A 20,444-nucleotide genomic window follows, 5' to 3' on the forward strand; every position below is an offset into this window, starting at 1 on the left:
GCACGATATGGATCGGAACACAACCTGCATTCGCTGTGCCGCCCATGACATTAGGCGAACGCCATTAGCGAGGCCCTCGGCCCGCGCTGGGCGTACATAGATTGCCGCCGATCCTGCTGCACTCGCGACGGCCTCTGAATGGGTTCGTGCTCCGCGACTTCGGAGTCTCCTACCGGACCCACACGATTTCTCCACATTTGGTAACCGGATCGGACACAACTGGTCGATACAGTGTCCGCGTGTTTGCTCGTAATACATCGTGGAATCGCTTGAACCTTGTCGCGTACATATTGCATGTCGTTGCCGTCGGCGCGCTGGCTGTGGCGTGGGTGGCGATCGGGCTCGGACTGTACTCGGAGCCGGGAGCGGATCCACGGTTCGAGCTCGAAGCGGGCGGCCGTTTCGCGGCCAATCTCATGGTCTATTGGCCGTTCCTGTTTGTGATTAGCCCGGTGCTGGTCGTCACTGGCATTTTCGGGCTGATGCCATACCGGTTCGCGCCTGGCGGCACCATCGCGGGTGGGTAGTTGCCAGTTTGTTCGCTCAGTGGGTGGGAACCGAGCTGTACTTGTCCGATTACAAGCCGGAGTTATCCGGACACCTCGACACAAGCATCGTCGCGGTGTGCTTCGCACTTGCCGCAGCGTTCGCGGCAGCCTTCTTGCACTTGTATGGCAACCGATCCGGTCGGACGCCCGCCGCCTCGATGCGAGGCGGAGCAGTGCTGGTAGTTGCCATTCTCGTCAGTGTGGTGGTCACGATTCCGCCGCTGATCGCGGGCAGCGGCACCCCGTCCGGTGTCCTGGCTGGGCTCGTCACCGACCCCCATTGCGGCAGGAACTTGTCGGACTGGACCGACGAGGGACAGACGACCGTCTACGCGGGCGGCGCGACACAGTCGTATCCGCCGAAGGATGTGCCCGACAACGTGTTCGGGGTCGTGGTCACACTGCGTAACGGCACAGGCAGCGTCGAAACTACCCCGCCGACCGCGATCTCGTTCCGAGACGAGCTGCCATTACGGTCGGGTCCGCCGGGAACCGAAGTGAGGCTGTATCAGCCTGGTACAGGCAGCGAGTTCGCGTTTACTCGCCTGCGCGCTCCGAATTGTGAGGCTGGCAGTAGCCGGGTGGTTTCGGCGACCTACGAATATGCGGATTACGGCGGAAAGAGCACGTCTCGGATTCAGGGCACGGTATCTCGTAGTGCCTAACGCGCTGGCAGGGGTGTTCGATAGCCGTCGCTGACCTGGATGTCCGCCGAGCGGGCGTCTACGGCGACTCTCGAGGCCCAGGCGACCGGGGGTGGTCCATGGCGTGGAGGGCGCTCGGGTTTGTCATTTCAGCCATTCCGTAGGTATGCCCACCGAGCATGATCAACGCACTGACCAGCCGAGTTGCGGGCATTCGTTCGTGGTCCTCCCTGGCGGTGCACCTGCACTACGCATCGACCCTGTTGTAGACGCGCGCGACCCGAAGCCTGGGCTGGCCGAAGGCTCCAGCTTCCCCGGTATGGACTGCGATCAACCTTGGACGAACCATCGATCGTGTGAAAATAACGTTCCACTACAGCTGGCAGGATGGCGGCGATACAAAGTGGAGCTATACGTCCTACCTCGCGGTGAGTACCGGGGGCGCGAGCTACTCCCCGGGCAACCAGCGTTACGACTTCCTGAATGTGCAACCCGAGGAAGACGGATTCTCTTGCAGTTTGAAGATGCCCGACGGAGTCTACGCAGGGTACTGGCTGGATTCCAAGGATGGTTACCTGCAGGCTCGATCGAGTGAATGTCGCTGGCGGTTCATCGACAAGGGCCCCTATTACGAGTGGTGGCAGGTCCCCACGGGCAAGAGCGTTCGCATGATCGACGAGCGGGTCAAAGGCGGTGAGAGTCAGTACATTCGCGCGATGACCGACCCGCTGCCCGAATCTGCCGCTGCCGAGTTCAATATCGAGCTGGCGTAGCTCAGGCGTCCGTGCCACTGTCGGAGAATCATCGCTACCGATCCAGTCTCGATGCCTGCGCCGAGGAATCGGAGGAATCACTCGGTCCGGTCTCGGGCTGATGTCTCTGATTGCGGTGCCGGGCTTGGGATGCGGAGCAGAATCGCGGCGGCGAGCGCGGCGGCCAGGGCGACGGCCGTGCCGATTCCCATGGCGAGCACCATGCCGTCGGTGTAGGCATTGCCTGCGGTGTGCAGCAGTGTTGCGGCGGTGTGGGGCGGCAGGTGGGCGGCAATGTCCACGGCGCAGGCGAGGGTGTCTTGGACGGCGGCGAGTGAGTCTTCGGGGAGAGCGGTGAATGTCGTGTCGGACACCCGGTTTCGGTAGACGGCGGTCATGGCGCTGCCCAGCAGTGCGATGCCGAGGGCGCCGCCCAGTTCGGTGCTGGCCTCGGAGAGTCCGGATGCGGCGCCGGCTTGGTCGGGCGGTGCCGCGCCCACGATGAGATCGGCGGTCAGGATGATGATCGGCGCGAGCCCCAGGGCCAGCGTCACGGCGCCGGTGATCACCACGGGCAGCCCCGGTGCGCGTCCGAGCTGGGCCAGGACCGCCAATCCGGCCGCTGCCATCAGGAAGCCTCCAGTGACGACGTGGCCGGGTCGCACCTGGGCGAGCAGCCGCGGCGTCAGTATCGAACCGACGATCGAGGCGGCGGTGGAGGGCAGTGCCCAGACGCCCGCCTGTATGGGGCTCAACCCCAGCACCAACTGGAGGTACTGGGCGATCAGGAAGTAGCTGCCGAAATTCACGAAGAACACGACCACGCTGACGGTGAAGGCGGTGCTGAAAACCCGGGAACGAAACAGCGACAGATCGATCAGCGGATCGGCGAGCCACCGCTGCCGGCGCAGGAATGCCACGGCCGCGGCCAGGCCGAGCAGGACCGCCGCCGCCGAGTGGGTGGGCGTGCCGTGCTCGGCGATGTTCTTGACGCCGAATATCACCCCGAGTACGGCCGCCAGCGAGAGTCCGGAGCTGACCACATCGATTCGGCCGGTCTTCGCGGACCGGTGCTCCGGCAGGTACACCGGACCGAGCGCCAGCAGCGCGGCCATGATCGGCACATTGATCAAAAACACCGAACCCCACCAGAAATGGGTCAGCATCACACCGCCGAGCAGTGGTCCGATGGCGGCGCCGAAGGCGAAGCTGGCGCTCCAGACCGAAATCGCGATGGTCCGGTCGCGGGCGCTGCGGAACATGTGGCGCAGCAGCGACAGCGTCGACGGCGCCAGACTCGCCGCGGCCACCCCGAGCAGCGCACGTGCGGCGATCAACGCGGTAGCGCTGGGGGAGAAGGCGGCCAGCACCGATACCGCGCCGAACGCGACCGCGCCGATGAGCAGCAGCCGGCGCCGTCCGATCCGGTCGCCCAGCGGACCCATCGTGAGAAGCGATCCGGCCAGCAGGAATCCGTAGATGTCCACGATCCACAGCATTTGCGTGCTGGTCGGCCGCAGGTCCGCGCTCAGGTGCGGTGCGCCGAGGTTCAGCACCGTCAGATCCATCGAGTAGAGGATGCACGGCAGTGCCAGAATCGCCAGGCCGATCCACTCCCGACGCCCGGCGCCGGGTTCGATGGCTTGGGTATCCGATCTCGAGATCGTCATTCGTCGTCTCCGTCCTGTGCCCGTCGATGACGGCCGATCCGAGCGTATGGAAACCCCATTCGGGTCGAAAGGGACGTAATGGACAGCATGGAGGCATTCGTGCCATGCTCCTTCGTTGTGGCAAAAGGAATTTCGCCCGAAGAACCACTGCACATCAGCATTCTCGCGCTCCCCGACTCGGCGCCGATGGCGGTCTACGGTCTGCACGAGCTGTTCGCCTCCGTGGGAACCATGTGGCAGGAACTGACCGGCGATGCGAATACCGTCCGGCGCATCGAGCCGCGCATCGTTTCCCGCACAGGCACGCCATTCGATACCTATGTCGGCACGCCGATCTGCCCGCACAATGCGATCACCGACGAGTTCTCTTGTGATGTCGTGATCGTGACCGATGTGGCGCTACCCATGGATCCGGCCGCCCCCGGCCACTGGCAAGACGAAATCGCTTGGGTCCGAGCCCGGCTCGATGCCGGGGCACTGGTGTGCTCCACCTGTACCGGGTCGATCGTCCTGGCCGAGGCCGGACTCCTCGACGGCCGCGACGCGGCATCACACTGGAGTGCGGCTGCCCTGTTCCGGGACAGATACGACACGGTCCGATTCCACCCGGATCGAATCCTGTGCGACAGCGGTCACGAGGGCCGGCTGCTGACCACCGGCGGCGCCTCGGCCTGGCACGACCTCGCCCTCTATCTGATCGGCCGGTTCTGCGGGCCGAGCGCGGCGGTACACACCGCCAAGATCTTCCTGATAGGTGACCGCGAGGACGGTCAATTGCCGTACGCCGCCATGACCCGGCCGCGGCAGCACCAGGATGCGGTCATCGAGCAATGCCAGATCTGGATCGCCGACAATTATGCCGAACCCAGCCCGGTCACCCGCATGGTCGAGAAATCGGGGCTCACCGAGCGAACCTTCAAACGCCGATTCCGGATCGCGACCGGATACACGCCGGTCGATTACGTCCAGGCACTGCGGGTCGAACACGCGAAACAGCTGCTGGAGACGACCGGAAAGTCCGTGGACGCCATCGCCTCGGCGGTCGGTTACCACGATCCGGCGTTCTTCCGCCGGTTGTTCAAGCGGCTGACGGGCATCGCGCCCACCCGATACCGCCAGCGTTATCAAGGAATCCGGCGCTCCGCGGACTTCGGCCACGGCAGGTAGGCCGCCCGGCCGTGCGCGGGTCCGCCGGGTTCAGTCGATGTCCTGCCGCGCGGTGCGCAGCGCGGCATCATTGAAGGCGCGGACGCGCTCGGTTTCACGGGCAGCACGCCAGACGAAACCCCATTCGACCGGAGGGGCGTCGGCGATGGGCAGATAGACGACATCGGGGCGCAGGTAGAACCTGGTGACCTGGCCGCCGCAGACGAAGGCACCCGCCCCGGCTCCGACGAGGGTGAGGATTTCCTGGAAGGTGTGCCCGGTGCGGCCGTGCGCGATCGGCCTGCCGCCGGGGGTCTGCCGCGGGATGCGGTCGTCCAGGACCGATTGCGGCAGGCTGCTTGGCATGCGCAGCAGGGTGAACTCCGCCAAGTCCTCGAGGGTGAGCGAATCCCGCTCGGCCAGCGGGTGTTTCGCGGGGATGGCGAGCATGCGCTGTTCGCTGATCAGGGTGGGCCCGGTGACCAGATCCGGTTCGTCGATGGGGCGGCTGATCAGCACCATGTCGTAGGCGTCGCTGCGCCAGCCGTCCAGGCCGTCGGTGATCTGCACCTCCCGGATGCGCACCTGCGCGCCCGGATGCTCGAGCCGGAACATTTCGGTGGCGCGCAGAATCAGCTGCCCGGCGGCGGCTCCCACGAAGCCCACGGTGAGCGAACCGTCTATGCCGCGACCAGCGTCGGTCGCGCGGCGCACGGCCTGCTGGATCTGGTCGTGACCGCGTTGCAGGTCATCGCGCAATCGGCGGCCGATGGGCGTGAGCGTGACGCGGCGGCTGGTACGTTCGAACAAGGCCGCGCCGATGCGGCGTTCGAGCCGCTGGATGGTCTGGCTGACTCGGCCCGTGGACACCCGCAGGCGTTCGGCCGCCCGGCTGAAGTGCAGTTCTTCGGCCACCGCCAAGAATGCCTCGATCTCGTTTCGCTCCAGCATATTTCGTTCGCTTTCGATTGTTTAGTGGGCGTGAACGACCGTTGCCGGTCGCGTCGTTGTTCCGGCGGCCGCACGATCCGATGCTCGGTGGGAGCAATCGCTCGAGCCGTTGCGGAAGGAAAAGTCATGAGCGGCAATAGCAAATACACGCTGGTCCTCGGTGGCACCGGAAAGACCGGCGCCCGGATCGTCGAACGCCTGCGGACTCGTGGGGCGCCTGTGCGGGTCGGATCCCGTTCGGCGCAGCCGCCGTTCGATTGGGACAATCCCGCCACCTGGGCTCCGGTGCTCCTGGACGTCGAGGCCGTCTACATCACCTTCCAGCCCGACCTCGCGGTCCCCGGTGCGCCCGCCGCGGTGCGCGCATTCGGGGAGATGGCCGCGACGGCCGGAGTGCGGAGGGTCGTCCTGCTGTCCGGTCGTGGCGAGGACGAGGCGCAGGCGGCGGAAGCTGGGCTCGCCGAGGTGCATCCGGGCCTGACCGTGATCCGCTCCAGTTTCTTCGCGCAGAACTTCGACGAAGGGCACTTCGCGGAAGAGATCAAGGCCGGGCAGCTCGTCCTGCCGGTCGGCGAGGTGCTCGAACCGTTCATCGATATCGATGACATCGCCGATCTGGCGGTGGCCGCGCTCACCGAGGACGGCCATGCCGGTCGGATCTACGAGGTGACGGGCCCGAGGCTGCTCACCTTCGCCGAGGCGGTCGCCGAAATCGCCGCCGCCACAGGCCGCCCGATCGAGTTCGTGCGCGTCGCACCGGAGGAATACGCCGCCGCGGCGCGCGCCCAGGGGTTGCCGGATGAGCTGGTGGACTTCCTCATCTACCTGTTCACCACGGTTCTGGACGGCCGCAACGCCCACGTGACCGACGGCGTCGAACGCGGACTCGGCCGCAAGCCGGGTGATTTCGCCGACTACGTGCGCAAGACCGCCGAGACGGGCGGTTGGGTTTCCTAATGCTGAGTAAGACAACGGATTCCGATCAGTTTTCGGTCGAGGTCAATGGAATCGAACTGTGTGTACAGGGATTCGGCGATCCGCGGCAGCCGACAATTGTGCTGGTGCACGGCGCGGGGGAATCGATGCTCGCGTGGCACAGCGAGTTCATCCGACGGCTCACCGCGGGTGGCCGTCACGTCATTCGCTACGACAGCCGGGATTCGGGGCGCTCGACCACGTTTCCGGTCGGCGCTCCGCCGTACGGCCTGCGCGATCTGGTCGACGACGCGGTCGGGCTGATCGAGGCCGTTGGTGTCGGACGCGTCAACCTGGTCGGCATGTCGCAGGGTTCCGCCGTTGCGCAACTGGTGGCGTTGGACCGTCCCGAACTGGTCACCACCTTGACCATCGCCTCGGGTACGCCGGGTGGACCGGGACACGAGCAGCCGGACCTACCGGGCATGACTGCGGAGTTGGCGGCCTACTTCGGCGGCGAGACGCCCGCGCCGGATTGGTCGGATCACGCGGCGGTGGCCGAATATCTGGCCGAGTCGATGCGTCCCTTCGCGGCGGCGACCCGGCCGTTCGACATCGGCGCTCACCGTGAGCAGGCGCGTCGCGTCGTGGATCGTGCGGCCGATATCGCCGCTCAGCTCACCAATCCGTACCTCCTTGATCCGGGCGCACCGTGGCGCCATCGCCTGAGCGAGATATCGACGCCCACGCTGGTGCTGCACGGCACCGAGGATCCGCTGTTCCCGTTCGAGCACGGCCGCACGCTGGCGGCCGAGATCCCGCGGGCTCGCTTCGTGCCGCTCCAGCGGACCGGGCACGAGGTATTCCCGCCGCACACCTGGGACGACGTCGCAGCGGAACTGCTCGCGCACACCGCCTGAGGGCAGTGTGATCGCGACCGCCACCCGGGCGGTCTCGTGAGTCGAGGGCATCGTCGTTCCTTTCCTTCATCGATCACCTGGACGACGATGCCGACCGCTCGACCGTGACATGACCGGCGCGGAACTGCCGTGACCGGGCCGTTCCCGCCGCCATGTCACACTCGACCGCGCTGTGCCGTCAACAAGGCAGCAACGGCAGAGACAACAGCAAGTGAGGATGAGAACAGTGGGTATCGAGGAATTGCGCTCCGTGGTTCGCGGTGGGGTGCTGGCGCCGGGAGATGCCGGGTTCGAGCAGGCCGCGCAGCCGTGGAATGTGGCGGTGACGCAGTCCGTTTCCGCCGTCGTCGCGGTGGCCGATGCGCAGGATGTGGCGGGCGTGGTGGAATTCGCAGGTCGTATCGGTCGGCAGGTGGTGACGCAGCCGACCGGGCACGGGGCCACCGGGGATATCGACGATGCCATTCTCGTGCGCACCGCGGGCCTGAACTCCATCGAGATCGATGCCGAGCGCCGGCTGGCGCGGATCGGCACCGGCGCGCAGTGGGGCAAGGTGCAGGCCGCGGCTGCCGCACACGGTCTGGCTGGGCTATCCGGAAGCAATCCGGTGGTCGGAGTGACCGGCTACACCCTCGGCGGCGGCTTCGGCTGGTTGGCCCGCAAGTACGGCTGGGCCTCGGATGCGGTGCGCGCCTTCGAGATCGTCGACGCGGCCGGCCGCCCCGCACGGGTCACCGCCGACTCCGACCCGGAGCTGTTCTGGGCATTGCGCGGCGGTGGTGGGGATTTCGGTATCGTCACCGCCCTCGAGTTCGACCTGGTGCCGCTGCCGCGTCTGTACGGTGGCCGCGTCATGTGGTCCGCGGATCGGACCCGCGAGGTGTTCGACCTGTTCACCGAGCTCACCGCCGATGCCCCCGCGGAATTGTCGGTGTGGTTGCAGCGCTACCAGATTCCCGGTGCGGCTCCGACCGTGGCGCTCGACTTCGCCTATCTGGGCGATCCGGCCGAAGGCCGGGAGGTGACCGCCCGGTTGGACGCCCTCGGCGGTGTGATCGCCGATACCCGAGGCGAGCTCACGCCCGCGGAGATCGGCAAGATCACGGCCGAGCCCACCGACCCCAGTCCCTCGCTCTCGCGCGGCGAACTGCTCACCGACCTCGGCGACGCGGTGGTGAAGACCCTGATCGACGCCCCCGTCGCGCCGCTGCTCAATATCCAGATCCGCGGACTCGGCGGCGCACTCGCCGAATCCCGTCCCGATGGCGGAGCCCGCGGTCCGGTCACCGAGCCGTACGCGCTCTACCTGCTCGGCCTCGGCTTGCCGCACCTGCTCGAGGACATTCGGGCCCGCTTCGGCGATCTCGTCGACGCTCTCGGAGCGCACATCACCGGCGCCAAGCCCTACACCTTCCTCGCGCCGGGCGAATCCGCTGCCGCAGCCTTCGACCAGGCCACGCTGACCCGGCTGCGAGACATCAAGCAGGCCCGTGATCCGCACAATGTCATCCGCGCCAACTTCCCGGTGCTCGGCTGACCGTGCCCGCACCGCTGACCCGGAGCGATCCGGGTCAGCTCGGGACGCCGACCGGACGCGCTGGTGCGCACCGGATTCCGGGCGGATGACCCCAGCAATGCGCGACGGTATGCGCCAAAGACATGGTGGTTGAGAAAGATGTTGAGGTGTTCTATGAGGTCCTGCTCACGAACGAAGAACGATCCTCCACTTGGATGTCATTCAGGCTCAACCGCTCAACCAACGCCGCCCTGCTCACCATCCGTCACGCCTGAAGCCGCAACCAAAAGCCGCCGCGACACGTCCGCGGAACCGCGTGGACATGAAACCAGGGGCGATTCAATTGCCGCATAGTGCGCGGTTCAAAGCGGTTACGAAGTGTGGCTGGAGGATCGACGAGCCGTGGTCGTCACGGGCTCAGCGCTTGGCTGGCCATACTTCGCTATAACCGCTCTGATCTGGGGTGCTGGCTGACAGCAACCCCCTATGGTTCGAACCTGCGACATGCGACCTGGGGTTTTGCGTTCGAGCTGATTCCCTTGCGATTCGGGGAACACGGCTGACCTGCGGAAATGAGGCTTCCAGGCTGTGCCCTCGGCAGGATTCGAACCTGCGACACCCGCTTTAGGAGAGCGGTGCTCTATCCCCTGAGCTACGAGGGCTGAATTGGTGGCGTGGAGGGCCGGCCAACCCGGACGCGGGGGAGTCTACCTGGTTGGGGGCTGGGGGACAGCATCCATTATTGGAGGGGATGGCGTGGGGGTCAGGGTTTGGTGGCGGTGGCGATGAGGTAGTCGGCCCAGGGGCCCCAGGCGGTGAGGCCGGGGCGGCTGAAGGTGGCGCGGAGGAGGGGGTTGATGCGGCGCATGTCGGGTTCGCGGAGGCGTTTGCCTAGGTAGTGGGCGAGCGGGGGGTAGACGTCTTTGCGGATGGAGTAGACGGTGATGTTGTGGAAACCTGCGGATCGCAGGAGGTTTCGGTAGCGGGGGAGGGCGCCGCGGGGGGTGATGTCGGCGGTGACGAGTGTGCCGCCGGGGGTGAGGACGCGGTGGGCTTCGGCGAAGAAGCGGCGGTAGGAGGGGAAGTGGAAGGCTGATTCGAGGGCGGTGACCTTGGTGCAGGAGGCGGCGGGGCGGGGAAGGTCGACGGCGGAGCCGTATTCGAAGTGGATGCGGTCGGACAGGCCCAGGTCGGCGGCGCGGCGGGTGGCGATCTCGATCTGCTCGCGGGCGATGTTCATGCCGATGATTTCCTTGGGGGCGAACTCGCGGGCCCAGAGGAAGTCCTGGTCGCCGTAGCCGAAGCCGACGTCGAGCTGAATGTCGCCGGGGCCCAGGCCGGCTTCGCGGGCTACCAGGCGGGCCAGGTCGCGGCTGGCCTCGTCGAGGGTGGCGGGGCGGTTGCGCCAGTAGCCGAGGTTGATGAACAGGGAGTCCTCGCCGAAGAGGTTGTGCGGGCCGACGATGTCGTAGACGCGGCCGATGCGGCGGCCGGGCGGGAGGAAGGGGACCTTCGCCCATTCGCGGCATTCGCGGGCCCAGCGGGCGGTGCGCTCGGGCAGGGTTTCGACCGGGAGACCGGCGGTGGTCAGCGTCATTGGGACCCTCCGAAATCGGATCATCCCCGGCGGCCGTCTATGTCTCAGACGATCTAGCGTCGGATTGATGCCAGTCTCAGACAGTTCGGCCGGGGAGTCAAGGGGCGATTCCGGCTCCGGCCGAATCCGGGCGCTACCGTGCGACCTGCTGCTCGTCGTAGTCCGCGGGCTTGAATGTGCTTGTCTTCCAGCGGAACAGCGCCGTCATACCGGGCCAGTTATTGGTGATCCGGCCCGAGGCGTTGCGGTACCAGCTGGAGCAGAAATTCCAGGGGGTGTCCTTCAGCCGGTGCTGCAGCCAGTCGTCCCAGGACTGCTCGACCTCGGTCTTCGCGGAGATGAACCGCCCGGGGCGCGCGCCCAGGTACTGCGCCGCCTGCCGGATGTAGCGGGCCTGCGATTCCAGCATGTAGATGATGGACCCCGCGCCCACATTGGTATTCGGGCCGTACATCATGAACAGATTCGGGAAGCCGGGCACCGACATGCCCAGATACGCCCGCGCGCCCTCGGCCGACCACTCGTCGGCGAGCTTGCGCCCGCCCTGTCCGTAGATGTTCATGGGCGCGAGGAATTCGGTGCCCTTGAACCCGGTGCCGTAGATGATCACGTCCACCGCGTGCTCGACGCCGTCGGCGGTGCGAATCCCGTTGGGCGTGACCTCGGTGATGGCATTGGTCTCGACGTGCACATTGTCCTGCGCCAGCGCCGGGAAGTACTCATTGGAGAACAGTCCGCGCTTGCAGCCCGCCGCGTAATCGGGAGTCAGCTTGGCGCGCAACTCCTCATCGGGCACCTGCGTGCGCCGATGCCGATCGGCCAGCGCGATCACCGGCACCTTGATCGGCGGAATATCGGTGAGCGCCAATGCCATCACCTCGAAATAGGTCCAGATGGCGAACCGCTCCGCCAGCCGCGTGAGCGGCACGCGCTGGAACAGCGCGTGATGCAGCGCGCTGTACTCGGTATCCCACTTCGGCAGCACCCAGGCCGCCGAGCGCTGGAACAGTGTCAGGTGCGCGACCTGCGGCTGGATCCGCGGAATGTATTGGATGGCACTGGCCCCCGTGCCGATGCAGGCCACCCGCTTACCGCTCAGATCCACCGAGTGATCCCATTCGGCCGAGTGGAACGCCGCCCCGGTGAAGCTGTCGATCCCGGGCAGATTCGGCATGGCCGGCCGCGACAGCTGCCCCACCGCCGGAATCAGGATATCGGCGATATGGGTGACCCCGTCGGTCGTGCGCACCCGCCAGACGCCGGCCCGCTCATCGAATTCCGCATCGGTGACCTCGGTGCCGAACTCGATCCGCTGCGGCAGCCCGTGCTTGTCCGCGACCGCGCGCATGTACTCGTGGATATCGCGCTGCTGCGAGAACCGCCGCGGCCAATCGGATTTCGGCTCGAACGACCACGAGTACAACGGCGAGGGCACATCGCAGGCCGCGCCCGGATAGGTGTTCTCGCGCCAGACCCCGCCCAGATCCGCGGCCTTCTCCAGGATGGTGAAGTTGGTCAGCCCGTGGCGCTGCAATTCCAGCGCCATGCCGAGTCCCGCGAACCCGGCGCCGATGATGAGAATGGACGGCTCACGTTGCATGACTAGACGGTAGAGGGCATCGGGGCTGGTCACGCAGACATCCCCGGTCAGTGAATCCGTATTTTCGGCCATCTCCGCGCACCCGCCGCCCTAGCGGACGCGATCGCCGCTCACAAGCGAGTGTCCGAGTCAGTGAGCAGTCCTGACCTGCGACAGCGCGCCCCGACTGGACAGTGTCACGTCAATGTACCTATATTCACGGAAGATCTTGCTCCAATTTACTTGTCCTGGTTGGTGATTGGCAGTCTGCTGCGCCGCAGGGGGCGTCGTCGCGTGCCGGCACGGCCCAGGACTACGGAGCCGGCTGGTCATCGTGTTGGGCGGTGGCGGGTCGGCAAGCAGGCGGCGGGACGGCGAAGGTGGGGTTCGCCGTCCCGCGGCCTTGTCTCGGAGAGAGCGCACCGGCGGGCGACGGCCATTCCTGTGACCTCAGGTCACACGGTGTCCCGGTTCGGCTATTCTCGCCGACAGTGACTCAGTTCACTCGCCAGTAGGGACATGCAAGGAGCGGTTGGGAAATGTTGAGCACCATGCAGGACGAGCAGCTCTCGCTCGCCTCACTACTGCGGTACGCGGCCACCTTCCAGGGCGACAGCACCGTATCGACCTGGACCGGGGACGGCGTCCGCACCCAGACTTTCCGCGAGCTCGGCGCCGATGCCGCCCGCCTCGCCAATGCCCTGCGTGACCTGGGCATCGGCGAAGGCGACCGGGTCGGCACCTTCATGTGGAACAACAACGAGCACATGGTCGTCTACACCGCGGTGCCCGCCATGGGCGCGGTGCTGCACGCGCTCAACATCCGCCTGTTCCCGGAGCAGCTGGTCTATGTGGCCAACCACGCCGAGGATCGGGTCGTCATCGTCGACGGCACCCTGCTGCCGCTGTTCGCCCAGTACCTGCCGAACCTGAAGACGGTCCGGCACGTCATCGTCGCCAACGGCGATGCCGCCGCGCTCACCGCGCCCGAGGGCGTGCAGGTGCACTCCTACGCCGAACTGCTTGCCGCCCAGCCCGATACCTACGATTTCCCGATCGTGGACGAGCGTTCCGCCGCCGGCATGTGCTACACCTCCGGCACCACCGGCGATCCCAAGGGCGTCGTCTACTCGCACCGCTCCAATGTGCTGCACGCCATGCAGGTCTGCCAGCCCAATGGCATGGGCTTCAATGGCGCCGACACCGTGCTGGCCATCGTCCCGCTGTTCCACGCCAATGCCTGGGGCCTGCCCTATGCCGCGCTCATGTCGGGCGCGAATCTGCTCATGCCCGACCGCTTCCTGCAGCCGCAGCCGCTGCTGGAGATGATGGCCGCGGTCAAGCCGACCTTCGCGGCCGCGGTGCCCACCATCTGGGGCGGCGTGCTGGCCGGATTGCAGGCCGCGCCGCAGGACATCTCGCATCTGCGCACCTGCGTGGTGGGCGGCGCCGCGGTGCCGCCGTCGATGATGCGCGCCTTCCAGGAGCGGCACGGCGTGCGACTGCTGCACGCCTGGGGCATGACCGAGACCTCCCCGCTGGGCTCGGTGGCGCACCCCCCGGCCGATGTCGAGGGCGAGGAGGCCTGGGCCTACCGCTACACCCAGGGCCGCTTCCCGGCGCTGGTGCAGGCGCGGCTGGTCGGCGACGACGGCTCGGTGCTGCCCAATGACGGTGAGGCCCTGGGCGAGCTGGAGGTCAAGGGTCCGTGGATCACCGGCGCGTACTACTCGCCGAGCGGCGACGCGGTGGACCCGGACAAGTTCGATGACGGCTGGCTGCGCACCGGCGATGTCGGCAAGATCAGCCCCAATGGCTATCTGACCCTGGTGGACCGCTCCAAGGACGTCATCAAGTCCGGCGGCGAATGGATCTCCTCGGTCGATCTGGAGAACGCGGTCATGGGCCATCCGGCCGTGGCCGAGGCCGCGGTCATCGGCATTCCGGACGAGAAGTGGGACGAGCGGCCGCTGGTGGCCATCGTGCTGGCCGCGGGCTCGGAGGCCAAACCCGAAGAGCTGCGCGACTTCCTGGCCGACAAGTTCGCCAAGTGGCAGCTGCCCGAGCACTGGACCTTCATCGAGGAGGTGCCCAAGACCAGCGTCGGCAAGTTCGACAAGAAGCGGCTGCGGGCCCAGTACGCCGAAGGGGCCCTGACGGTCACCACCTTGTCCTGACTGTTGGGAGTCCGCGACCAATACTGTTGAAGGTCGAGCCGGCATGCCGTTCCGCTCGCGCCTCCTCGTCCGTACCGTTAGTTTGAGGGCGGATGCCACCAAAGTGGGGATGGACGAGGAGGTCCGGGTGAAAGCGCTGCGTGCTCAGGGAGATTCGGCGTTCGAGCAGGGGGTTGGGGCATGACCATCGGTGTGCTGCGCGCGGTCGGGGCCCGGTTGTGGACCGAGGCCGAATCGGCGCGACTGGTCGTGCAATCCGGCCTGATCGGTATCGAATCGCCGGCGACCATGGTGTCGGCGGCCACCGCCATGCTGCGCTACGGCACCCTCGGGGCCTCGCTCGCCCTGTCGGCGGCCCGGCACCCGAACCGCACCGCGCTCATCGACGAACTCGGCTCGCTGACCTTCGCGGAGCTGGAGGAACGGTCCAATCGGCTGGCCAACGCCTGGCGGGCGCGCGGACTGCGCGGCGGCGAGGGCGTGGCGATTCTGGCGCGCAATCACCGGGGCCTGCTCGACGCGGTCTTCGCCGCCGCCAAGTGCGGCGCCCGGATCATCCTGCTGAACACCGATTTCGCCGGACCGCAGATCCGGGACGTGGCCACCCGCGAGGGCACCGATCTGCTCGTCTACGACGAGGAATACGCCTCGATGCTCGGCGAGGTGCGCCCGCGCCGCGGCAGCTTCCGCGCCTGGACCGATACCGAGCGCCCCGACAGCCTGGAAGCCCTGATCGCCGAGGGCGATTCGAAGGCGCCGCCCGCGCCCGGCGTCTCGCCCAAGCTGATCCTGCTGACCAGCGGCACCACCGGCACGCCCAAGGGCGCGCCCCGCCCGGAGCCGAAATCCCTTGCCCCGCTGGGCGCCCTGCTCTCGAAGGTGCCCTTCCGCGCCGGCGAGGTCACCGAATGCCCCGCGCCCATTTTCCACACCCTCGGATTCGCCTGCGCCATGCTGACTCTCGGCTTCGGCTCCACCCTGGTGATCCGCCGCCGCTTCGACCCGCAGGCCACCATCGACAGCCTCGCCGCCCATCGCGTCACCACCCTGTGGGCGGTCCCGGTCATGCTGCAGCGCATGGTGGATCTGGGCCCGCAGGCCTTCACCGCCCACGATCTGACGGCCCTGCGCATCATCTTCGTCGGCGGCTCCCAGCTGGGCGCGCAGCTGGCCAAGGAGGTCATGACCACCTTCGGCCCGGTGCTCTACAACCTGTACGGCTCCACCGAGGTCGCCTACGCCACCATCGCCACGCCCGCGGATCTGGCGCGCGAGCCCGGCTGCGTCGGCAGCCCGGTGCTCGGCACCCGCGTGGAGATCCTCGACGAGGATGGCCGCCGCGTGGAGGAGCCCGGCGTCACCGGCCGCATCTTCGTCGGCAACACCATCCAGTTCGAGGGCTACACCGGCGGCGGCCACAAGGAGCGGCTGCACGGCCTCATGTCCTCCGGCGACGTCGGCCATTTCGACGCCGAGGGCCGCCTCTACATCGACGGCCGCGACGACGACATGATCGTCTCCGGCGGCGAGAACGTCTTCCCCGCCGAGGTCGAAGAACTCCTGCACACCCACCCGTACGTCCAGGAGGCCGCGGTCCTCGGCGTCCCCGACGAAAAGTTCGGCGCCCGCCTGAAGGCCTTCGTGGTCGTCCACGAGCAGCGCACCCTGACCGAGGACGAGGTCAAGGATTTCGTGAAGTCCAACCTGGCCCGCTACAAGGTGCCGCGCGACGTGGTCTTCATCGACGAGCTGCCCCGCAACCCCACGGGCAAGGTCCTCAAACGCAAACTCCTGGCGGCCACCGGCGCCCCCGGCCACTCGGCGGACGGGTAGCCGGTCTATTCGGCGAGTTTGGCCAGCAGAGCGGTGAATTCGGCGCGGGAGAGGTGACCGTCCCCGTCGTGATCCGCGGCGGCCAGGAGGGATTCCGCGGATTCCTCGCTGAGGCCCGGGCAGGTGCGCAGCAGCGACTCCAGCTCGTCGACCTCGATCAGGTTGTTCCTATTGGCGTCGAAGGTGTCGAACGCGGCCTCGGCATCGCTGATCTCCGGATCGCGGCCCAGCCGGGCGGCGTCGAATTCCGCACGGGAGATCAGGAAGTCGCCATTGGTGTCGGCGGCCGCCACGAGACGGTGGACGTCGTCGATATCGATCTCGAGCCCCAGCGCGGTAATGCCCGCGAGGATGTCGTCGGCGGAAATGAGCCCGTCGCCGTCCTGGTCCCAGAGATCGAAGGTGTCGGCTGCCTGCTCGCTGGGCACGGATACTCCTCGGAAGCTGAATGCTGTGGTGCTGGCTGCAGGATAGTTCCCATTCGCCGCGCATGCCCGGTGCGGCTTTCGCCGCGCACAGCTCGGCGCGACCGGATTTCCGGTCGCGCCGAACGGTTTCGCGTCTCAGCAGTTGCGGAGCTCGGGGCTCTGGTTCAGCAGCTGGGCGCGGGTCGAGATGAAGGTGCTGTAGGTGTCTCCGCCGACCGCGGTGAGCGGGAAGGCGGCGACGCGGTGGCAGTTCTGGAAGGCGAGCTTCACGCCGAAGTGGCGTTCCAGGCCGCCGCGGATGGCATCGGAGGCCATGGCGCGCAGCAGCTGGCCGCGGGCGGTCTCGTCCGGCGGCGGGATGACATTGTCGGCGAATTCATCGGTGCCGGAATGCAGGTCGGCGGCCACTCGGCTGACTACCTCGTAGGCGTATGGCAGCGAGTTACGGACACATTCGACGAACTCGTCGTCGCTGACTTCACCGCGTTCAGCGCGTTCGAGCAGTGCGGTGGGTACGTCGAGTGACATATCGCTCTCCTCATGGGATGGCGGATGGTGTCAGCCGAGTCTAAACGAAAAACGTTGTCAACAACCCTGGATTCGCCGCGAAAGTGCCCGCTGTAGAGCGGTTTTCGCCTCCTCGGACAGCTTCGCGACCAGCTCGCCGGCCGGTAGCTCGGGCGCGAGCGAATGCGCCTGACCAGCCCAGAGATTCACCGCGTCGGCATTGCCCTCGGCGCGTGCGGCGGCGCGCAGCGGACCGGTGGCGTAATGGATCTCGGGATAGGCGGCTGGAGCGTTCGGGTGCTCGAGCATGAACCGGTTGCGCAGCCCGCGAGCCAGGCGGCCGGTGAAGGCGCGGGTGAGCATGGTGGGGGTGTCGAGCACCACGGCATCGCGCACCAGCGGCGCGGTGCCCGCCTCGGGGCAGCGCAGGAACGCGGTGCCCAATTGCGCCGCGGCGGCCCCCGCGGACAGCGCGGCGGCGACACCGGCGCCGGTGGCGATGCCGCCCGCCGCGACCACCGGCCGGTCGGTATCGGCAAGAAGCAATTGCAGCAGCGCCAGCAGCCCCAGCGGATCGGTCGCATCGTCCTCGGGCCGATCCGCGAAGGTGCCGCGATGCCCGCCCGCCTCCGCGCCCTGGGCAATGAGCACATCGGCCCCGGCCTCGCTCGCGTGCCGGGCCTCGGCCACCGAGGTGACCGTCACCCACACCTCCGATCCGGCCGCGTGCAGCCGCTCGATCTCGGCGGCCGACGGGCAGCCGAAGGTGCACGAGACCACCGCCACCGGTTCGGCGGTCAGCAGGTCGAGCTTGGCCGCCCAGTCGTCGGTGTCGTGGCGCGGCTCGCCGACCGGGAATTCGCGCGCCAGCGCATCCACATAAGAAGAGAACAGTTCGGGCGAAGCGGGCGCGGACGGATAGAAGAGGTTCACGCCGAACGGTGCGGAGGTCAGCGCGCGCGTGGCCTTGACGCGTTCGCCCAGCGCCGCCGCGCTGAGATATCCGGCGGCGATGAATCCCAATCCGCCCGCATCGGAGACGGCTGCCGCCAGCTCCGGGGTGGACGGCCCGCCGGCCATCGGCGCCAAAACGATCGGGGTACCCAGGTCCTCGAGAATCACACACCCAGTGTGCCTCCTCGTTACCGTTCGTGATCAAGTGTTCAGTTCTGTGACCTGCGTTTTCGCTGGTGTTACGGCTCAGAAGGTTGCGGAATGGTCACGAGCGAGTACAGTTTCCGTCACAGCGATACCGAATCGTTACGGATCCCCGAACGCTAGGACGAGCTTTGCCGCACCACAGAGAGACCGCGAACTCCGTATCAGTTATGGACTTGCTTGGTGATTCTGGTGCCGGCCGTGCTGGCTCCGCCGCTCGCCGTCGGCACCGCGCCGAACCCACCACCGCCGACCGCGTGAAGGTCGCCGCCGGAGCCGCGGTCGCCGCGGGCGCCCTCATCGGCACCGCCTCGCAGCTGGTTCCCGCGCTGGCCAATGCCGCGCCGCTGCTGCCCAATCACGAGACCAAGACGGTCGCCGACGAGGCCTCTCCGGCCGAGGCCGCGCAGCCGGCCGCCGAGCTGAAGGAGATCGCGGGCCGGGCCCCGGCTCCGGAGGCCCCCGTGGTCACCGACGCCCAGGCCGTCGCCGCCCCGGTGAGCGCGCCCTTCGGGCTGCAGAATCTCCCGCCGGAGATCGCCAATCCGCTGGCCCAGGCCGAGCAGACGCTGAAGACCCTGCAGCAGCAGATCGCTCCGGCGCCCGCCGTCCGCCCCGTGGCCGGTGTGATCAGCTCCGGCTTCGGCGCCCGTTGGGGCGCCATGCATTACGGTGTCGACTTCGCCGACCAGCTCGGCGCCCCCATCCATTCCGTCATGGGCGGAACCGTGGTGGAGGCCGGTCCGGCATCGGGCTTCGGCCTCTGGGTGCGCGTCCTGCAGGACGACGGCACCACCGCTGTCTACGGTCACGTGAACGATATGTTCGTGCAGGCCGGGCAGCGGGTCAACGCCGGCGACGTCATCGCCACTGTCGGAAATCGCGGTCAGTCCACAGGGCCTCATTTGCACTTGGAGGTATGGGATGCCGCCGGAAACAAGATGGATCCGCTGCCGTGGCTAGCCAGCAAGGGCGTAATCATGCAGCAGCAGTGGGGCCCGGACCAGTAGAGCGTTCACCCGCCCCTTCGAACGGAAGATTTCCGGACCGGCGCATGCCGGTGGGCGCGGTGACGACACTGGACGACCTATTCGACCCGGCCTCGCTGCACGGCCGCACTTACGCGATTCTCGTGCAACACCCCCGCTCGACGGCGCATGAAGTGGCCGAGCGGCTGAGCTGTCCGCCCCGCGTGGCCGAGGCGGCCCTGGAAGCGCTGTGTCATCTCGAGGCCGCCGTGCGGCTCACCGAGGCCAGCGGCATCGTGCGCTGGGACGCACACGCACCGGAAGCCTTGTCGGAGGCCGAGACCCGGCGCCGCAATCACGACATGCTGCGTATGCAGTCGGCCGCGGCCCGTCTGGGCGAGACCTTCCGCTCGGTGCGGCGCACCACCGATGCCGACGGCGCGGTGGTGGCGGTGTACGAACGCCGCCAGCTGCTGGCCGATTTCGAGGATCTGCAGCACACGGCGCACGCCTGTGTGAAAGTCGTCGAGCGGGGCCCGTTCCTGTCGGACGTGGATACCGAGGAGCGGCTCTTCGAGCTGAAATCCGCACGCATCCAAGCGGGTATCGACTACCGCACGCTCTATCAGGAGACCATCTACCAGGACGCCGAGCGCCTGCGTCATGTGCTGGCCACCAATGCCGTTGGCGCGCAAGCGCGTACGCTGCCGGATCCGCCCATGAAACTGATCGTCGCCGACGACCGGCGGGCGGTGCTGGTGCTGCACACCGACGAACGCCGCGGCGATCCCATGGGCGTGCGGGTCGGCCCGTCGCCCACCCTGGATCTGCTGATCAAGACCTTCGACGCGTTGTGGTCCATGGCCACACCGATTTCGGTGAATCCGTCGGAGGCGCTCGACGAGCGCGATCGCGCCATCCTGACGCTCATGAGCATGGGCGCCACCGATGACACCATCGCGCGCCGGCTCGGGCTGTCGCGTCGAACCGTGGTGCGGCGCACCGCGAGTCTGCTGGAACGGCTGGGCGCGAGTACGCGTTTCCAGGCCGGAGTCCAGGCGACCCGTCGCGGTTGGCTGTAGCCCAAATTCGAAACACTTCCATTTGGATGTGAGTTGCCGCACAGGGCGTCGTT

General features: G+C 67.3%; 18 protein-coding genes and 1 tRNA gene. 11 read left to right on the plus strand and 8 right to left on the minus strand.

Going from position 1 to position 20,444, the window contains the following annotated elements; all coding sequences use genetic code 11:
• Positions 1–239: 239 nt before the first annotated feature.
• From ACYQ5L_RS04480 to ACYQ5L_RS04490, 3 genes are all read left to right on the plus strand, one after another.
• A complete protein-coding gene (locus ACYQ5L_RS04480) occupies positions 240–527 on the plus strand; it encodes a hypothetical protein (protein WP_459955702.1) in 288 nt (95 codons plus the stop codon).
• Positions 528–550: 23 nt separating this feature from the next.
• Positions 551–1,213, plus strand: a complete 663-nt coding sequence (locus ACYQ5L_RS04485; RefSeq protein ID WP_459955704.1) for a hypothetical protein — start codon at positions 551–553, stop codon at positions 1,211–1,213.
• Positions 1,214–1,548: 335 nt separating this feature from the next.
• Positions 1,549–1,965, plus strand: coding sequence for a hypothetical protein (locus tag ACYQ5L_RS04490; RefSeq protein WP_459955706.1), 417 nt, complete (start codon positions 1,549–1,551; stop codon positions 1,963–1,965).
• Positions 1,966–2,042: 77 nt separating this feature from the next.
• Here ACYQ5L_RS04490 and ACYQ5L_RS04495 read toward each other — a convergent pair whose 3' ends face one another.
• Complete coding sequence (locus ACYQ5L_RS04495) at positions 2,043–3,614, minus strand: MFS transporter (protein ID WP_459955707.1); 1,572 nt, start codon at positions 3,612–3,614, stop codon at positions 2,043–2,045.
• Between the two features lie 117 nt (positions 3,615–3,731).
• On the opposite strand from ACYQ5L_RS04495, the gene ACYQ5L_RS04500 reads away from it, so the two are divergent.
• Entirely contained in the window at positions 3,732–4,781 is a 1,050-nt protein-coding gene (locus ACYQ5L_RS04500) for a GlxA family transcriptional regulator (RefSeq protein ID WP_459955709.1), read from the plus strand.
• 30 nt (positions 4,782–4,811) lie between these two features.
• Here the strand turns inward: ACYQ5L_RS04500 and ACYQ5L_RS04505 are convergent, their stop codons facing one another.
• Complete coding sequence (locus ACYQ5L_RS04505; protein WP_459955711.1) at positions 4,812–5,711, minus strand: LysR family transcriptional regulator; 900 nt, start codon at positions 5,709–5,711, stop codon at positions 4,812–4,814.
• A gap of 126 nt (positions 5,712–5,837) precedes the next feature.
• Here ACYQ5L_RS04505 and ACYQ5L_RS04510 point away from each other — a divergent pair, with 126 nt between their 5' ends.
• The 3 genes from ACYQ5L_RS04510 to ACYQ5L_RS04520 all read left to right on the plus strand — a co-directional run bounded on the left by ACYQ5L_RS04510 (position 5,838) and on the right by ACYQ5L_RS04520 (position 9,083).
• Positions 5,838–6,668 carry a Rossmann-fold NAD(P)-binding domain-containing protein gene (locus ACYQ5L_RS04510; protein ID WP_459955713.1) on the plus strand — a complete coding sequence of 277 codons (831 nt, stop codon included), beginning with the start codon at positions 5,838–5,840 and terminating at the stop codon, positions 6,666–6,668.
• Positions 6,668–7,546, plus strand: a complete 879-nt coding sequence (locus ACYQ5L_RS04515) for an alpha/beta fold hydrolase (protein WP_459955714.1) — start codon at positions 6,668–6,670, stop codon at positions 7,544–7,546. The genes ACYQ5L_RS04510 and ACYQ5L_RS04515 overlap by 1 nt, the downstream gene beginning before the upstream one ends.
• 226 nt (positions 7,547–7,772) lie before the next feature.
• Positions 7,773–9,083, plus strand: a complete 1,311-nt coding sequence (locus tag ACYQ5L_RS04520) for an FAD-binding oxidoreductase (RefSeq protein ID WP_459955716.1) — start codon at positions 7,773–7,775, stop codon at positions 9,081–9,083.
• Between the two features lie 568 nt (positions 9,084–9,651).
• Here the strand turns inward: ACYQ5L_RS04520 and ACYQ5L_RS04525 are convergent.
• The 3 genes from ACYQ5L_RS04525 to ACYQ5L_RS04535 all read right to left on the minus strand — a co-directional run bounded on the left by ACYQ5L_RS04525 (position 9,652) and on the right by ACYQ5L_RS04535 (position 12,259).
• Positions 9,652–9,724 (minus strand) — tRNA-Arg (locus ACYQ5L_RS04525).
• Positions 9,725–9,825: 101 nt separating this feature from the next.
• On the minus strand, positions 9,826–10,659 hold the full coding sequence (locus tag ACYQ5L_RS04530) for an SAM-dependent methyltransferase (protein WP_459955717.1): 834 nt from the start codon (positions 10,657–10,659) through the stop codon (positions 9,826–9,828).
• A 133-nt stretch (positions 10,660–10,792) separates the two neighbouring features.
• Positions 10,793–12,259 carry a flavin-containing monooxygenase gene (locus ACYQ5L_RS04535; RefSeq protein ID WP_459955719.1) on the minus strand — a complete coding sequence of 489 codons (1,467 nt, stop codon included), beginning with the start codon at positions 12,257–12,259 and terminating at the stop codon, positions 10,793–10,795.
• 518 nt (positions 12,260–12,777) lie between these two features.
• On the opposite strand from ACYQ5L_RS04535, the gene ACYQ5L_RS04540 reads away from it, so the two are divergent.
• Positions 12,778–14,415: a long-chain fatty acid--CoA ligase gene (locus ACYQ5L_RS04540; protein WP_459955721.1), complete on the plus strand. Its 1,638-nt coding sequence runs from the start codon at positions 12,778–12,780 to the stop codon at positions 14,413–14,415.
• 180 nt (positions 14,416–14,595) lie between these two features.
• On the plus strand, positions 14,596–16,248 hold the full coding sequence (locus ACYQ5L_RS04545) for an acyl-CoA synthetase (RefSeq protein ID WP_459955722.1): 1,653 nt from the start codon (positions 14,596–14,598) through the stop codon (positions 16,246–16,248).
• A gap of 5 nt (positions 16,249–16,253) precedes the next feature.
• Here the strand turns inward: ACYQ5L_RS04545 and ACYQ5L_RS04550 are convergent, their stop codons facing one another.
• The 3 genes from ACYQ5L_RS04550 to ACYQ5L_RS04560 all read right to left on the minus strand — a co-directional run bounded on the left by ACYQ5L_RS04550 (position 16,254) and on the right by ACYQ5L_RS04560 (position 18,305).
• Positions 16,254–16,676, minus strand: coding sequence for an EF-hand domain-containing protein (locus ACYQ5L_RS04550; RefSeq protein WP_459955723.1), 423 nt, complete (start codon positions 16,674–16,676; stop codon positions 16,254–16,256).
• Positions 16,677–16,811: 135 nt separating this feature from the next.
• The gene (locus tag ACYQ5L_RS04555; protein WP_459955724.1) at positions 16,812–17,204 is read right to left on the minus strand and encodes an SCO5389 family protein; all 393 of its coding nucleotides are present in this window, start codon (positions 17,202–17,204) and stop codon (positions 16,812–16,814) included.
• A gap of 57 nt (positions 17,205–17,261) precedes the next feature.
• The gene (locus ACYQ5L_RS04560) at positions 17,262–18,305 is read right to left on the minus strand and encodes a nitronate monooxygenase (RefSeq protein WP_459955725.1); all 1,044 of its coding nucleotides are present in this window, start codon (positions 18,303–18,305) and stop codon (positions 17,262–17,264) included.
• A gap of 293 nt (positions 18,306–18,598) precedes the next feature.
• On the opposite strand from ACYQ5L_RS04560, the gene ACYQ5L_RS04565 reads away from it, so the two are divergent.
• Together ACYQ5L_RS04565 and ACYQ5L_RS04570 are read left to right on the plus strand one after the other, a co-directional pair.
• Entirely contained in the window at positions 18,599–19,351 is a 753-nt protein-coding gene (locus ACYQ5L_RS04565) for a M23 family metallopeptidase (RefSeq protein WP_459955727.1), read from the plus strand.
• 59 nt (positions 19,352–19,410) lie between these two features.
• Positions 19,411–20,391 (plus strand): helix-turn-helix transcriptional regulator, encoded by a 981-nt coding sequence (locus ACYQ5L_RS04570; RefSeq protein ID WP_459955729.1) that lies wholly within the window; start codon positions 19,411–19,413, stop codon positions 20,389–20,391.
• Positions 20,392–20,444: the final 53 nt, after the last annotated feature.

This window comes from Nocardia sp. IFM 10818 (assembly GCF_054655275.1).